Origin of the sequence: Synechococcus sp. GFB01, from assembly GCF_001039265.1 — a bacterium.
Classification (GTDB): domain Bacteria; phylum Cyanobacteriota; class Cyanobacteriia; order PCC-6307; family Cyanobiaceae; genus NIES-981.
The window spans coordinates 1-14,840 of the sequence record NZ_LFEK01000018.1 but is presented as its reverse complement, the minus strand read 5'-3'; the positions used below and the strand labels follow the sequence as shown (position 1 = coordinate 14,840).

Sequence of the window (14,840 nt, the reverse complement as noted above, 5' to 3'; positions counted from 1 at the left end):
CGGAAAACAGCCTTGGCGTCAGGTGGGACGCAGGGCGGCCAGTGTTTCGGAAAGGCGTTGTCTCACGTCGTCAGGGGCAGAAAGGAGCGGCAGTCTTGGGGCACCCACCGGCCAGCCGGTCAACTCCAGGGCGGCCTTCACGGGAATCGGGTTGGTGGTGCAGAAGAGGCTTCTGACCAGGGGCAGGATCTGATCGTGCAGGGCCAGGGCGGTGGCACCGTCACCGGCGAGGAAGGCGGAGATCATGCGGCTGATCCGGACTCCGACCAGATGGCTGGCCACGCTCACCACCCCGACGGCACCCACGGCCAGCATCGGCAGGGTGAGGGCGTCGTCGCCTGAGTAGATGGCGAGCCGATCGCCGCAGAGGGCCCGCAGGGCGCTCACCTCCTCGGTGGTGCCGCTGGCGGCCTTGAAGCTCACCACATTGGGGCAGTCGAGCAGGCGGGCCGTGGTCTCGGCAGCCAGGCTGGCGCCGGTGCGCCCCGGGATGTTGTAGAGCATCAGCGGCAGCTCCGGGGCCGCCGAGGCAATGGCGCGGAAGTGGGCCTCGAGCCCGGCCTGGGGCGGCTTGTTGTAGTAGGGCACCACCACCAGCGCGCCATCGCGCCGAGGGTGGCCGCCTCACGGGTGGCTTCCACAGCCTCGGCGGTGCAGTTGCTGCCGCTGCCGGCGATCAGGCAGCCCCGTCCCGCCACCGCCTCCTTGACGGCGGCGAACAGCCGGTGCTGCTCGTCCCAGCTGAGGGTGGGGGATTCACCGGTGGTGCCGCAGACCACCAGGCCATCGGATCCGTTGAGGATCAGGTGATCGGCCAGGCGCGCGGCCAGATCCAGGTCCACGGCACCGTCGGGCCGGAAGGGGGTAACCATGGCGGTGACGACCCGGCCGAAGGGTGCCTGGGCCCAGGGCCCCGGGATCGCTCCGCTCAAGCGGCACCTCCGGTGAGCAGCAGTTCGGCGATCTGGATGGCGTTGAGGGCAGCCCCCTTGCGGATCTGGTCGCCGCAGAGCCAGAGCTCCAGGGCGTTGGGGTCGCTGAGATCCTGGCGAATGCGGCCCACCGCCACAGGATCGCGCCCTGTCACGTCGGTGGGCATCGGGAAGCGGTTGGTCTCGAAGTTCTCGAGCAGCTCCACGCCGGGGGCNTGCTGCAGCAGGGCACGGGCCTCGTCCACCGGGAAGGGCTCGAAGAACTCGATGTTCACGGCTTCGGAGTGGGCCCGCAACACCGGCACCCGCACGCAGGTAGCCGACAGGAGCAGCTCCGGGAGCCCCATGATCTTGCGGGTCTCATGGAGCATCTTGAGCTCCTCCTCGCAGTAGCCGTTGGGCTGCAGCGGCGAGTTGTGCAGGAACAGATTGAAGGCGAGCGAGTGGGGCAGCACCGTGCTCACGGGCTCACCGCCGTCGAGCACGGTGCGGCTAAGGCTGCGCAGCTCCTCCATGGCCCGGGCACCGGCACCGCTGGCGCTCTGGTACGTGCTAACCACCACCCGCCTGATCGGCCGACGGGCCTGCAGCGGCGCCAGGGCCAGGGTGAGCAGGATCGTGGTGCAGTTGGGATTGGCGATGATCCCCTGATGGCTGAAGGCGTCAGCGGGATTCACCTCCGGCACCACCAGGGGCACCGACGGATCCATGCGGAAGGCGCTGGAGTTGTCGATCACCACCGCGCCTGCGGCGGCGGCCACCGGTGCCCACTGCTTCGAAGCCGAACCACCGGCGGAGGCGAGCACCAGATCCACCCCCGTGAAAGCAGACGCCGTGACGGGCTGGATGGGAAGTTCCTGGCCCTGCCAGAGGAGGTTCTGGCCAGCCGAGCGGGGGGAGGCCAGGGCGATCAGGTCGGCCACAGGGAAGTGGCGCTCTTCGAGCAGCTTGAGCAGCTCCTGACCCACTGCCCCGGTGACACCGAGGATGGCCACCCTCAGGGGGCGACTGGGAAGGCTGGCGCTGGCGGGACGGGAAGCGNTCTGGGCGACGGCCAAAGGGAGCGGTGAAACGGTACGGATCTGAAGCGTTCAGCTGAACGATGTGCCAGGCCACGAGGCCACCTGCGATGCCGCGGGGGCTGATGACGATGTCAATTGTTCAGACTGGATAGACACCGGCGGAACCACGGTCGCGGAACTCGCCCGCTCACCTTGACCGACGGTGTGGATATGGTCCATACCTTACGACGGATTCAGGCGCACGGGCCATCGGCGGATCGGTTTCTAGGATCGAGGGCTGCCTCGCACTGTCATGACTCCTGCCGCCAGCACCACCCAGCCCAGCAAGAAGGCCGGCTCCGCCAAGGCCAGTCCGTCCCAGGCCGAGCTTCAGGTGACGGTGAGCTCCAGGCCCGGCAGCCGGGTGGCCCTGGAACTGGCCATTCCCGCCAGCCGCAGCCAGGCCAGCTTCGAGGCTGCCGTGAGCAAGCTCAGCCGCACGGTGCGGCTGCCGGGCTTCCGCCAGGGCAAGGTTCCCCGTGCGGTGCTGCTCCAGCAGATCGGCCCCCTGCGGATCCGCGCCACCGCCCTGGAAGATCTCGTGGATGCCGCCTTCCGCGATGCGCTGGAGGTTGAGAAGGTGGCCGCGATCGGCAGGCCCGAGCTCACCGAAGGCTTCGAGACCGTGCTGGAGCGCTTCCAACCGGGCAGCGAACTCACGATCACGCTGGAACTGGACGTGGAACCCAGCCCCAGCCTGAAGAAGACCAGGGGCCTCAAGGCGGAAGCCGAACCGGTGGCCTATGACCCGGCCCGGGTCAACGAGCTGATCGAACAATCGCGCAGACAGTTGGCCACCCTCGTGCCCGTGGAGGACCGCGCCGCCCGCAGCGGTGATGTGGCGGTGCTGAGCTTCAGCGGTGTCTACGCCGACAGCGAGGAGCCGATCAGCGGCGGCAGCAGTGATGCGCTGGAGGTGGAGCTCGAGGAGGGCCGCATGATTCCCGGCTTCGTGGAGGGGGTGATCGGCATGACAGTGGGTGAGACCCGAACGGTCGACTGCCAGTTCCCCGACAGCTATCCCCAGGAGGAGGCCGCCGGGCGCAAGGCCCGCTTCGAGATCACCCTGAAGGACCTCANGACCCGCGAGCTGCCTGCCCTCGACGATGCCTTCGCCCAGCAGGCCAGCGACAAGCAGACCCTGGCCGAACTGCGGCAGGAGCTGGAAACCCGTCTCCGGGAGGATGCCGAGCGTCGCGCCAGGGGAGCCCGGCACGACGCCCTGTTGGCTGCGCTGGTGGCCGAACTGGAGGTGGAGTTGCCGGAAACCCTCGTGCAGCAGGAGATCCGCAACCTGATCGAGCAGACCGCCGGCCAGATCGCCCAGCAAGGCATGGACGTGAAGAAGCTGTTCACCCCCGATCTGGTGCGCTCGCTGATGGACACCTCCAGGCCGGAGGCCGAGGAGCGGCTGCGGCGGAGCCTGGCCCTCAAGGCTCTTGCCGCCGCCGAGGCGATCGAGGTGGAGGCCCAGGAGATCGATGCCAAGATCAAGGAGATCAGCCGGGGCCTGAGCCAGGAGGGCAACATCGATCCGGTGCGGCTGCGAGCAGCGGTTGCCGACGATCTGCTGCAGGAGAAGCTGTTCAGCTGGCTGGAGGCCAACAGCTCCATCAGCGAGAAAGCCGTCGCCGGTGATGTGGCCGATGAGGACGACGGGGCCGCTGCGGACGCCAGGCCTGCCACCAAGAAGGCCGGCAGCAGCGACAAGGGCTGACGCCGGCGGCCCTGCCGGCCCCATAGATTGAGGCCATCAGCCCGTCACCCCGCGTGATCGACGCCCGCTTCCCCCACCCGATTCACAGCCACTGGTCGGCCGGCTGCTGGTCGGCGGGTCCGCTGGCCGCGCCCGGGGTGCTGCCCACGGTCGTGGAACAGTCGGGCAAGGGCGAGCGGGCCTTCGACATCTACTCCCGCCTGCTGCGGGAGCGGATCATCTTCCTGGGCACGGGCATCGACGATGCCGTGGCCGATGCCTTGGTGGCCCAGCTCCTGTTCCTGGAAGCGGAGGACCCCGAGAAGGACATTCAGATCTACATCAATTCACCCGGCGGGTCCGTGACCGCCGGTCTCGCCATCTACGACACCATGCAGCAGGTCGCCCCGGACGTGGTGACCATCTGCTACGGGCTTGCAGCCTCGATGGGCGCCTTCCTGCTATCCGGCGGCACCAGGGGGAAGCGGCTGGCCCTGCCCAACGCCCGGATCATGATCCACCAGCCCCTCGGCGGGGCCCAGGGTCAGGCCATCGACATCGAGATCCAGGCCAAGGAGATCCTCTTCCTCAAGGACACCCTCAACGGCCTGATGGCGCAGCACACTGGCCAGCCTCTCGACAAGATCGCTGAAGATACCGACCGCGACTACTTCCTTTCGCCTGCGGAGGCGGTTGAATACGGTCTGATCGACCGTGTGGTGAGCGACTCCGGCAGCGGCCCCATCGCCGACGCCGAATGACCGCTCTTCCGGTTTGATCCTTAAGGTCGGCTGACGAACCCTCCGTTCAGGTCGATCCTGTCACCAGGAGCCCTCCGCCGATCGACCCCAGCTGATGGCCAAGTTCGACGCCCACCTGAAGTGCTCCTTCTGCGGCAAGTCGCAGGATCAGGTGCGCAAACTGATCGCGGGCCCGGGTGTCTACATCTGCGACGAGTGCATCGACCTCTGCAACGAGATCCTCGACGAGGAACTCGTGGAGGCCCCGGTCTCCGGAACGAGGCACCAGGGTGACCACCAGCGCAGCAAGCAGCCGACCAAGAAACCGAGCAAACCGGTTCCCACCCTGGCCGAGATTCCCAAGCCCCAGGAGATCAAGGCCTTCCTCGATCGGCAGGTGGTGGGTCAGGAGGCAGCCAAGAAAACCCTGTCGGTGGCTGTCTACAACCACTACAAACGGTTGGCCTGGCGCGGCGACGGCAAGGGCGAGACCGACCAGAACGGCACCCGGCTGCACAAGAGCAACATCCTGCTGATCGGCCCCACAGGCAGCGGCAAGACGCTGCTGGCCCAGACGCTCGCTGAGCTTCTGGATGTTCCCTTCGCCGTGGCCGACGCCACCACCCTCACCGAGGCGGGCTACGTGGGTGAGGACGTGGAGAACATCCTGCTGCGGCTGCTGCAGAAGGCCGATCTGGATGTGGAGCAAGCCCAGCGCGGCATCATCTACATCGACGAGATCGACAAGATCGCCCGCAAGAGCGAGAACCCCTCGATCACACGCGACGTTTCCGGCGAAGGGGTGCAGCAGGCTCTGCTCAAGATGCTGGAGGGCACGGTGGCCAACGTTCCGCCCCAGGGAGGCCGCAAGCATCCCTACCAGGACTGCATCCAGATCGACACCAGCCAGATCCTGTTCATCTGCGGCGGTGCCTTCGTGGGCCTTGAGGAGGTGGTGCAGCGTCGTCTGGGCCGCAACGCCATCGGTTTCATCAATCCCGAGGGCAGCGGTCGGCTCCGCAGCGGCAAGGACCGCCAGGCCACCGATGTGCTGCGCCACCTCGAGCCCGATGACCTGGTGCGCTACGGCCTGATCCCCGAGTTCATCGGCCGCCTTCCCGTGTCGGCCGTGCTGGAGCCCCTGGATGCCCGCGCCCTCGAGGCGATCCTCACCGAGCCACGCGATGCCCTGGTCAAGCAGTTCCAGACGCTGCTGAGCATGGACGAGGTGCGTCTCGAGTTCGAAGCCGATGCCGTCGAGGCCATCGCGGCCGAGGCCCACCGTCGCAAGACGNNCGCCCGGGCCCTGCGCGGCATCGTGGAGGAGTTGATGCTCGATCTGATGTACGACCTGCCCTCGCGCAGCGACGTGAAGACCTTCACGATCACCCGCGCACTGGTGGAATCCCGCAGCAAGGGCCAGGTGGTCCCTCTGGGCACCAACCCCCAGGCGGCCAGCGCCTGAGCCCCTGACCCGCGCCGATCACCTGCAGGTCCCTCGCGGGCACGGCCTGTTCAACCATCACGGCATCGACCTGGGTGACGGCACGGTGGCCCACTACCTGGAGGGCCGTGAGATCCTGCGCAGCTCCCTCGAGGCCTTCAGCCGCGACCAGCCTGTGAGCGTGGTGACCTACCCGGAGGGCAGCTGCTCCCCCCNGGGGGTGACCCTGCGGCGGGCCATGGGCCGTCTGGGGGAGCAGGACTACAACCTCTTGTTCAACAACTGCGAGCACTTCGCCCACTGGTGCAAGACCGGTCGGCACCGCAGCGCCCAGGTGGATGATCTCCTGCAGTTCCCATCGGCAGTGCTGAGCGGCGCCCGCAGGCTCCTCGAGCAGGGGTTGGAGCGCGGCCTCGGGAAGGGATGGGAGCAGCTGGATCCGGAACTGATCGCCAGCAGCCTGCAGCAGCNNNTGGAGGCCCTGCGTCAGCGGCTTCAGAACCGTCTGGAGCGGGAGTTGCGGCAGGCCGAGGCCCGCTGGGGCCAGAGCCAGTTCGAGATGCTGCGTCGCGCGGCCCAGCGACTGGCCGACCAGCTGGCGGAGGTGGAGGACCTCGAGGCGGCAATCGAGGCTCAGCTGCAGCGGCGGCTGGCAGCGGGCCATGATCCCGGAGAAGGCCAGTAGCCTCGGATCCCGCCCGGCTGAGGCTCGCCCCATGGAGCAGCCCAAGCTGCACCAGCCCCTCCACCACAAGTACCGGCCGCAGCGCTTCGACCAGCTGGTGGGGCAGGAGGCAATCGCCGCCACGCTGGGCAACGCCCTGCGCACCGGACGGATCGCCCCGGCGTACCTGTTCAGCGGGCCGCGCGGCACCGGCAAGACCTCCAGCGCCCGCATCCTGGCCCGCTCGCTCAACTGCCTGGCCGGCGACGGGCCCACAACCGAGCCGTGCGGCAGCTGCGACCTGTGCACCGCCATCGCCACCGGCACCGCCCTGGATGTGATCGAGATCGACGCCGCCTCCAACACGGGCGTCGACAACATCCGCGAGCTGATCGAACGCTCCCGCTTCGCGCCGGTGCAGGCCCGTTGGAAGGTGTATGTGGTCGACGAGTGCCACATGCTCTCGACCGCCGCCTTCAACGCCCTGCTGAAAACCCTGGAGGAGCCGCCACCGCGGGTGGTGTTCGTGCTGGCCACCACCGACCCCCAGCGGGTGCTGCCCACGATTCTCAGCCGCTGCCAGCGCTTCGATTTCCGGCGCATCCCTCTGGAGGCCCTGGAGCGTCATCTCGGCTGGATCGCCGAGCAGGAAGCCATCGGCATCACCCCCGAGGCGCTGCACGTGGTGGCCCAGCGGGCCCAGGGGGGCCTGCGCGACGCCGAGAGCCTGCTCGATCAGCTCAGCCTGCTGCCGGCGCCGGTCGAGGCGACAGCGGTTTGGGAGCTGCTCGGGGCCGTGCCGGAACAGGAATTGCTGGAGCTGGCCGGCGCCCTGGCCAGCGCCGATCCGCTGGGCCTGCTGCAAGCCTGCCGCGAGCTGCTGGACAGGGGGCGCGAGCCGGCGGCGATGCTGCAGGGCCTGGCCAGCCTGCTGCGCGATCTGGTGCTCACCGCCGCCGCGCCGGAGCGGCTGGAACTGACGCGGGTCTCCCCCCAGTTCAGACCCAGGCTGCCGGAACTGGCCAAGCGCGTCGGCCAGGCCCGCCTGCTGGGCTGGCAGTCCCAGCTGCGCGGCAGCGAGCAGCAGCTGCGCCACAGCGTCAATCCACGGCTGTGGCTGGAGGTGCTGCTGCTGGGACTGCTGGCCGACACTGGAGCAGCGGTCAGGGGTGCAGCCACAACGGCTCCGCTGCAGCCAACCACTCCCGCGCCGGCAGCGCCACCAGTGCCGATGCCTGGGCCGCAGCCGGAAACTCTGCAACCCCCCCCGGCCATGCCGCAACCGCAGCCCGCGGACACCCCGGGCCCGCAGCCCTCACCGGAACCGGATCTGGGAGAACTCTGGCAGCACGTGTTGGCGGGACTGGAACTGCCCTCGACGCGCATGCTGCTCTCCCAGCAGGCGCGTCTGCTACGCCTCGATGAGCGCCGGGCCGTGGTGCAGGTGGCCGGCAACTGGATGGCGATGGTGCAGAGCCGCCTGCCTCTGCTGGAGCAGGCCGTGGCCAAGGCCCTGGGCAGCCCTCGCCAGCTGGTGCTGGAAGCCGGCGGCGAGCCGGCGGCTGCAGCCCAGGCTGCCATCCCGGCAGCACAGCCCGGAGCGAACCCGCCGCCGCCATCGACCGTTCCACAGCCATCTCGACCTCCGGCGCCAGCCGCCGCCAGCACAGGAGCCCAACCGACCCGCCCGGCAGCTGCGGCAACAGCGCCCCTCCCTCAGAGCGACCCGATCGATGAGAAGGCCCGACGACTGGCGGAGTTCTTCAACGGTGAGGTGATCGATCTGGATCCCACCGATGATGGGGCCGATGTGGTGCCGGGGGATGTTGCCTGAGGAGGGCGGGCACTCCGATCAGGCCGCGGCCGCATCCTCCAGGGGCTCGCCTCCGAGATGGGTGGTCTTGGCCCAGATCAGCGTCTTGGGCAACAGCGCCATGCGCAGGGTGGTCCAGGGTATGACCAGGAACCAGTGGCCCAGGTAGGCGATGCCCAGGGCGAGATTCCAGGGATTCATGGGCGGGAAGCCCGGCCCTTCACTGGGACGACGGCAGCCGCTGAGGATCGACACCCCAGAGAGGCTAAAGGCCAGGAACGACAGGGGCCAGAAGACCGGGGATGTGCGGCTGAGCAGGGCCCCCAGCAGATCTGCCCAGGCCACCACGGGCATGGCGTACTGAAGCAGGAAAAAACAGGCCAGATCGATGCGCTGCACACGTGTGATGCGAGCCGACCAGAGCTGGGGCCAGTAGTCGAAGAACCGCTGCAGACCACCCTCGGCCCAGCGCTGCCGTTGCCGCCAGAGGGCCGCCAGGGTGAGCACCGCCTCCTCCTGCACAGGGGGATCCCAGACCACACCGATCGGCAGACCCTCCAGCAGGAACCGGAAACTGAGATCGAGGTCGTCGGTCACGGTCTCCTCGTTGAAACCCCCGCAGCGCTGCAGACCATCGCGCCGCAGCAGCTGTCCGTTGCCGCGCAGCTCGGACACACCCCCGCAGGCCAGCCGGCCCTGCTGGATCTCCGCATCGAGAGCCATCTCCATGGCCTGGGCACGGGTCAGCCAGTTGACCAGCGGGTTCGCTACCGCCTTGCGCAACTGCACGGCGGCCCAGCCGCCGGCCTCGGCCATGGGAATCAGCCGTTCCAGCGTGTCGGGCTGAAGGTCGGCATCGGCATCCAGCACCAGCATCCAGCGCCCCTGGAGCTGCTCACACACCAGATTGAGGGCGCCCGACTTGCCGCCCCCGGCCCCGGGCTCCCGGCGCAGGACATTCAGGAAGCCGAAGCGCTGCTGCAGCTTGCCCAGCAGCTGGGGAGTGAGGTCGCTGCTGGCATCGTCAACAACCCAGAGACTGAGACGGCCGGGCGGGTAGCGCAGCTGGGCGATGCCCTCCACCAGGCGAGCAATGACGGCCTGCTCATCGCGGGCAGCCACCACCACATCCACCGGGGGCAGAGCATCAGCGCTCGCAGGTGAAGAGCCGCCGGGGTCGGCGGCGGCGGAGAGGTCCCGAACCGCAGACTGCGGGCGGAGCGCCTGCAGCAGCACCGTGCGCNAGGCTGTACCCCCCGAGCAGCACGGCCAGGCTGAGCGCGGGCCAGGGGCGCAGAGTCGGATCGAGCCAGTGCGGGGCCATGCCCACCCAGCCGCAACCGATCAGGAACAGGGTCGAGGAAACCCTGCGGCCTGATCCGGGCAGCTGCTCATTGGCAAGGCCAGACGCAGCCATGGCAGGCCCGAACGTGGCCCGACTCTAAGGGGAGCCATCGGGGACCAAGGGTCACGGTGCACCAAGCTCCACCAGGCTGGTCCCCGGGTAGTAGTGCTCCAGGATGCGAGCGGTGCTCCAGCCGCGGCTGGCCAGATCGATCGCTCCNGCCTGGGAGAGCCCGGCGCCGTGACCGAATCCGCCCCNNTGGAACCGCCAGCGGCCNGGNCCNTCCGGNTGCACCAGAANGAGGNTGCTGGNCAGGCTGCGGAACTGGCGCCGGATGGCATCGCGCCGCAGCACCAGCGATCCGCCCGTTCCCTGGATCTGCAAGGCCAGCACACGGCCGCTCGCCCCCCTCTCCAGCACGGCGAGGCGCCGGGGCTCGCCCAGGTCCGGCGCCAGGGGCCGCACCGCGGCGGCGATCTGGGCAGCATCGAGGCTGCGGCTCCAGCGAAAGCGGGGATGGCCCGCCCCGTAGAAACCGGCACTGGTGGCCAGCAGCGCCCCCACCTGGCCTGGGGCCATGGGAATCAGAAAACGCTGCTGCAGGGCCTCCGAACCATCGAGGCGGGGCTGCAGATAAGGCACGGGAGATCCGCTCCACACCTCATCGAAACCGGCCGCGACCCCGCCGTTGGTGGCGTGATACACGGCATGGATGGGCTGCCCCTGCCAGCTCAGCATCTGATTGCGGGTCGCCGCCACCGCACGGCGAACGGCCGACCCGGCCTGACCCGGATCGCCGTACACCTGGCACTGGGTATCGCTGCAGAGGTGATAGCCATCCACCGCGTAGCGACCCTGGTTTCGCAGGGCCCAGGTGCGTGCCAGCACCGCCTGGGCAGCCAGGCGGCCGGAGGCGAACCGGCCCCGATCTCATGGGGCACCACGCCAAGCAGATAGCGCTCCAGCGGGACCAGCTCCACCAGCGACCAGGTGCCATAGGCATCGGGCTGGATGCGGAACGGCCCCGCGAACACCCCTCCCTGCCAGCGCAGGCCGCCGGGTGCCTCCAGTCGCACCGGACCCTCGAGCGCCACGGGGCCGCTAGCGGAGCGGAGCTCGGGCTGCAGCCGCTCATGCAGCTGCAGCTCAACAAGCCGGGAGCTCTGACCCTCCGGCAGGGGAGCATCGGCCGCTGCCCACACCTCCCAGTCGGCAGGATGGGCGATCAGCGTCTCCACCCCCTGCTGCCGCCAGCGCTGGGCCGATGCCTCGGCGCTCTCATAGCTGGCGAAGGGTCCGATCACGCGGCGCCGCAGATTCAGGCTGGCAGCCAGCGGCAGGGGCCGCCAGCGCAGCTCCAGTTCGGCAGCCTCGAAGCGCTGGCCATCGCGACTGGTCAGGGTGAGGGCTCCGCGGGCAGCCCGCAGCATCAGGGGCTGAGCGCCACCCAGTCGGGCGGCCAGAGCCACCCACAGCTCCGGCCGGGGAGCAGCCATCAGCGGCGGGGCCGGCACCTGCAGGTGGGTCTGGACGGTGGCCTGCACCCCTGCCGGCGCGGGCTCCTCCTCCGCCACGGCACCGCTGCGCCCCAGCCCACAGCCGGCCGCTACCAGCAGGGCCGCCGAGCAGGCGGCGCTCCAGCGCAGGGACGGCCTGGGCGCCCCGGAGAGGTGGCGAATGGGCAGGACCATGGCGNAGGGGCAGGTCGGAAGAAGGGGCGGGTCTTGGTGGATCGGACCACCACGTCGTACTCTGCTTGTTTGTGCCCGCGTTGGGAGACATGCCGAAGCTCAAGACCCGCAAAGCTGCCGCCAAGCGGTTCAAGGCCACCGGCAGCGGCAAGTTCCTGCGTCGGCGCGCGTTCCGCAGCCATCTGCTCGACGCCAAGAGCCCGAAGCGCAAGCGCTATCTCGCCACCATGGCCTTGGTGGATGAGCGCGACGCCGACAACGTGAGCGCGATGCTCCCCTACGCCTGAGCGTCACGCCCAGCCGTTTCCCGTCGTTTCCAACCCATCTGATTCCCTGCCATGGCCCGCGTCAAAAGGGNCAACGTCGCCCGTAAGCGTCGCAACAAGATCCTCCGCCTGGCGCGGGGCTTCCGCGGCGGCAATGGCTCGCTGTTCCGTACCGCCAACCAGCGGGTGATGAAGGCGCTCTGCAACGCCTACCGCGATCGCCGCCGCCGCAAGCGCGATTTCCGTCGCCTCTGGATCGCCCGCATCAATGCGGCCGCCCGCATCAACGGCATGAGCTACAGCCGTCTGATGGGTGGCCTCAAGAAGGCCGACGTGCGGCTCAACCGCAAGATGCTGGCCCAGATGGCCGTGATCGACCCCGCCAGCTTCAGCAGCGTGGTGGGTGCCGCCCAGAGCTGAATAGTCCCCTCCGGTCAACTCCCGTGGATTCCCTCCTGCCCCAGGCCTACCTGATCGGCCTGGTGCTCCTGCTGGCCGTCGCCGCCGTGGCAGTCGGCCGTCAGATCTGGCGAGTGCGGGGGGATGAAGCCACCCTGGCCAGGCTGGAACGCCAGCAGGGGGAACAGCCTGCCGACGCGGCGAGCCTCTATGAGCTGGCGTCGGTGCAGCTCCGCAAGCGCCTCTACGGCCAGGCCGCCGACAATCTCAAGCTCGCCCTCAAGCGCGTTGCGTCCGAACAGGATCCGGCCGAAGCCACGGCCCTGATTCAGAACGCCCTCGGCTTCGCCNTGGCGGCTCAGGGCCAGTTCAAGACGGCGGTGAACCACTACCGCCTGGCCCTTCAGGCCAAGGCCGATTACCCGGTGGCTCTCAACAATTTGGCTTTCGCCNTGGAGAAGCAACTCAAGAGCGAGGAAGCCGCCTCCACCTACCGCCGGGTGCTGGAGATCGATGCTGCCAACAAGACGGCCCGGAAGCGCCTGGCCCGACTGGAGCGACAGCTGGAGCGCAGCACAGCCGCCTGACCCGCCGCTCGCGACGGGCTCGGAATCTCACCAGAGGCCTCGCACCGGCATCGAGGAGGAGGGCGCCTGCTCCCTGCCCTCGGCAGCCGGTGGCAGCGACCCTGGCTGCAGCGCCAGCCGGCCGCCCTGGTCGGTGAGCCGGTTGGCATTCCAACCACTCAGCTCCAGACCCTGCAGACCCTGGAACTGTCCACCCGGCTCGAGGCCGCCGCCGATGCGGTCACCCAGGGGGATCAGGTCGAGCTGATCGGATTTGGCGTTGAGGTTGCCCTGCACAGGCACCACCACGCCATCGATGCTGATCTCACCCCGCAGATCGACCATCGCGCCCATGGCCCGAACGCTGGAGAGCGTCAGCGCCGCCGGCAGGGGCGGGCCCGCCGCGAACGACTGGTAGGTGCCGCTCCACTGGCGGGGCAGCTCTCGCTCCAGCAGCTCGGCCCGGCCCACCGGATCAAAGGTCTCGACAGGACCCACGACCGTCTCACTGGCCGTGTCGATCAGCATGCTGGCGCCAGCACTGGGGCCCGCCACCGGCGCGATCCCCTCGGCGGCGAGCGGTGTGGCGGCCAGCAGGGCACTGGCCAGGACCAGGGGGGCAGCAGGCACGACAGTGGGATCGGGGTGATGGGAGGCTAGATCGATCCGAACCGTTTCGCCCCGGCCCCAGTGGTTGCAGCCAGCCCATCGNCGCCCGAGCCCGTCTCCGGCGACTCTCTTGCACCGGCCCGTGGACCGGAGGAGCAAACCGATGCCNTGGTGATCGGCGGGCGCCGTTTCCGCAGCCGGCTGATGACCGGAACGGGGAAGTATCCGAGTCTTGCCGCCATGCAGGCCAGTCTGGAGGCCAGCGGCTGCGAGATCGTCACCGTGGCGGTGCGGCGGGTGCAGACCCAGGCCGCCGGCCACGAGGGGCTGATGGAGGCGATCGACTGGACGCGGATCTGGATGCTGCCCAACACGGCCGGCTGCGCCACGGCCGAGGAAGCGGTGCGGGTGGCACGGCTTGGGCGGGAGCTGGCCAGGCTGGCCGGGCAGGAGGACAACAGCTTCGTGAAACTGGAGGTGATTCCCGACTCGAAGCACCTGCTCCCGGACCCGATCGGCACCCTGGCGGCTGCCGAGCAACTGGTGAAGGAGGGCTTCACCGTGCTGCCCTACATCAATGCCGATCCGCTGCTGGCCAGGCGCCTCGAGGAGGCGGGCTGCGCCACGGTGATGCCGCTGGGTTCACCGATCGGCTCGGGTCAGGGCATCCGCAATGCCGCCAACATCGCCCTGATCATCGAGAACGCCGGCGTGCCCGTGGTGGTGGACGCCGGCATCGGTGTGCCCAGCGAGGCAGCCCAGGCGATGGAGATGGGCGCCGACGCCCTGCTGATCAACAGCGCCATCGCCCTGGCCGGCAACCCTCCCGCCATGGCCCTGGCCATGGCCCAGGCCTGCGAGGCGGGTCGCCGCGCCCTGCTGGCCGGCAGGCTGCCGATGCGACCCCAGGCCAGCCCGAGCTCCCCAACCACGGGGCGTGTGGGCAGCTGAGCCCAGGGTGGGGCACATGAAGTTCCGTGCCGAGCCCCGGCAACGACCGCGCGGCCATCCATAAGGTGGCCACCAGTGCAGAGGTCTCCATGCAGGTCACCGAGGAAGACGGCGGCAAACTCAACGCCTTCGCCCGCGAACCCCGCATGGTGGTGATGGAGAAGGGGGAGGGCAGCACGGCCAACACCCGCCTGCTGCTGATCGGCGGGGCGGTGCTGGTGCTGGTGCTCGTCGCGGTTGCTGCCGGCATCAGCTGAGGCCCGGCCGCACCCGAGAGCCCTGCCGAAGGCCTGTAGTAGCTTGCGGATCAGAGCACGCGCCCATCCGGCAAGGAGTCTGGGTTTTTTGCCATGACGGTCGCCATGAAGGTCTTCGTTCTGGGCGGCGATGGGTTCTGCGGCTGGCCCTGCGCCGTGAACCTGGCCGATGCGGGTCACGATGTGGTCATCGTCGACAACCTCAGTCGCCGCAAGATCGACATCGACCTGGGCGTTGAGTCACTCACTCCGATCGCCACGATCAGCGACCGTCTGCGGGCGTGGGAACAGGTGGGCGGCCGGGCGATGCGCTTCGTGCATCTCGACATCGCCCGGGAGTACGACCGGCTGCTGGAGCTGCTGCGCAGCGAGCGACCGGCTGCGGTGGTGCATTTCGCCGAACAGC

14 protein-coding genes and 2 pseudogenes are annotated in these 14,840 nt (G+C 69.0%); 11 read left to right on the top strand and 5 right to left on the bottom strand.

All coding sequences use genetic code 11. From position 1 onward, the window contains the following. Window positions 1-18 precede the first annotated feature (18 nt). Window positions 19-872: pseudogene (gene dapA / locus SYNGFB01_RS03620) on the bottom strand (4-hydroxy-tetrahydrodipicolinate synthase). A gap of 56 nt (window positions 873-928) precedes the next feature. Continuing rightward, window positions 929-1,990, bottom strand: a complete 1,062-nt coding sequence (locus SYNGFB01_RS03615; RefSeq protein ID WP_072061539.1) for an aspartate-semialdehyde dehydrogenase — start codon at window positions 1,988-1,990, stop codon at window positions 929-931. 256 nt (window positions 1,991-2,246) lie between these two features. Between SYNGFB01_RS03615 and tig the strand changes: the two genes are divergently transcribed. From tig to SYNGFB01_RS03590, 5 genes are all read left to right on the top strand, one after another. Then, entirely contained in the window at window positions 2,247-3,710 is a 1,464-nt protein-coding gene (gene tig, locus SYNGFB01_RS03610; protein WP_053068307.1) for a trigger factor, read from the top strand. A 53-nt stretch (window positions 3,711-3,763) separates the two neighbouring features. After that, on the top strand, window positions 3,764-4,450 hold the full coding sequence (gene clpP, locus SYNGFB01_RS03605) for an ATP-dependent Clp endopeptidase proteolytic subunit ClpP (RefSeq protein ID WP_048016962.1): 687 nt from the start codon (window positions 3,764-3,766) through the stop codon (window positions 4,448-4,450). A 94-nt stretch (window positions 4,451-4,544) separates the two neighbouring features. Continuing rightward, a complete protein-coding gene (gene clpX / locus SYNGFB01_RS03600) occupies window positions 4,545-5,894 on the top strand; it encodes an ATP-dependent protease ATP-binding subunit ClpX (protein WP_048016961.1) in 1,350 nt (449 codons plus the stop codon). Between the two features lie 4 nt (window positions 5,895-5,898). Further along, on the top strand, window positions 5,899-6,558 hold the full coding sequence (locus SYNGFB01_RS03595; protein ID WP_048016960.1) for a lecithin retinol acyltransferase family protein: 660 nt from the start codon (window positions 5,899-5,901) through the stop codon (window positions 6,556-6,558). A gap of 31 nt (window positions 6,559-6,589) precedes the next feature. Beyond that, window positions 6,590-8,371 carry a DNA polymerase III subunit gamma/tau gene (locus SYNGFB01_RS03590; RefSeq protein ID WP_048016959.1) on the top strand — a complete coding sequence of 594 codons (1,782 nt, stop codon included), beginning with the start codon at window positions 6,590-6,592 and terminating at the stop codon, window positions 8,369-8,371. A gap of 18 nt (window positions 8,372-8,389) precedes the next feature. On the opposite strand, the pseudogene SYNGFB01_RS03585 reads toward SYNGFB01_RS03590, so the two are convergent. Then, window positions 8,390-9,767: pseudogene (locus tag SYNGFB01_RS03585) on the bottom strand (glycosyltransferase family 2 protein). 51 nt (window positions 9,768-9,818) lie between these two features. Then, a complete protein-coding gene (locus SYNGFB01_RS15240) occupies window positions 9,819-10,583 on the bottom strand; it encodes a SpoIID/LytB domain-containing protein (RefSeq protein WP_235299909.1) in 765 nt (254 codons plus the stop codon). 892 nt (window positions 10,584-11,475) lie between these two features. On the opposite strand from SYNGFB01_RS15240, the gene rpmI reads away from it, so the two are divergent. From rpmI to SYNGFB01_RS03565, 3 genes are all read left to right on the top strand, one after another. Beyond that, window positions 11,476-11,673: a 50S ribosomal protein L35 gene (gene rpmI, locus SYNGFB01_RS03575; RefSeq protein ID WP_048016958.1), complete on the top strand. Its 198-nt coding sequence runs from the start codon at window positions 11,476-11,478 to the stop codon at window positions 11,671-11,673. Window positions 11,674-11,724: 51 nt separating this feature from the next. Then, the gene (gene rplT / locus SYNGFB01_RS03570; protein ID WP_048016957.1) at window positions 11,725-12,072 is read left to right on the top strand and encodes a 50S ribosomal protein L20; all 348 of its coding nucleotides are present in this window, start codon (window positions 11,725-11,727) and stop codon (window positions 12,070-12,072) included. A gap of 23 nt (window positions 12,073-12,095) precedes the next feature. Continuing rightward, on the top strand, window positions 12,096-12,638 hold the full coding sequence (locus SYNGFB01_RS03565; RefSeq protein ID WP_048016956.1) for a hypothetical protein: 543 nt from the start codon (window positions 12,096-12,098) through the stop codon (window positions 12,636-12,638). A 27-nt stretch (window positions 12,639-12,665) separates the two neighbouring features. Here SYNGFB01_RS03565 and SYNGFB01_RS03560 read toward each other — a convergent pair whose 3' ends face one another. Beyond that, window positions 12,666-13,247 (bottom strand): hypothetical protein, encoded by a 582-nt coding sequence (locus SYNGFB01_RS03560; RefSeq protein ID WP_048016955.1) that lies wholly within the window; start codon window positions 13,245-13,247, stop codon window positions 12,666-12,668. Window positions 13,248-13,430: 183 nt separating this feature from the next. Here SYNGFB01_RS03560 and SYNGFB01_RS03555 point away from each other — a divergent pair, with 183 nt between their 5' ends. The 3 genes from SYNGFB01_RS03555 to SYNGFB01_RS03545 all read left to right on the top strand — a co-directional run. After that, a complete protein-coding gene (locus tag SYNGFB01_RS03555; protein ID WP_082325852.1) occupies window positions 13,431-14,177 on the top strand; it encodes a thiazole synthase in 747 nt (248 codons plus the stop codon). An 89-nt stretch (window positions 14,178-14,266) separates the two neighbouring features. Continuing rightward, on the top strand, window positions 14,267-14,434 hold the full coding sequence (psb34, locus tag SYNGFB01_RS03550) for a photosystem II assembly protein Psb34 (protein ID WP_048016972.1): 168 nt from the start codon (window positions 14,267-14,269) through the stop codon (window positions 14,432-14,434). Window positions 14,435-14,539: 105 nt separating this feature from the next. After that, a partial coding sequence (locus SYNGFB01_RS03545; protein ID WP_152669499.1) for an NAD-dependent epimerase/dehydratase family protein occupies window positions 14,540-14,840 on the top strand: 301 nt, incomplete at its 3' end.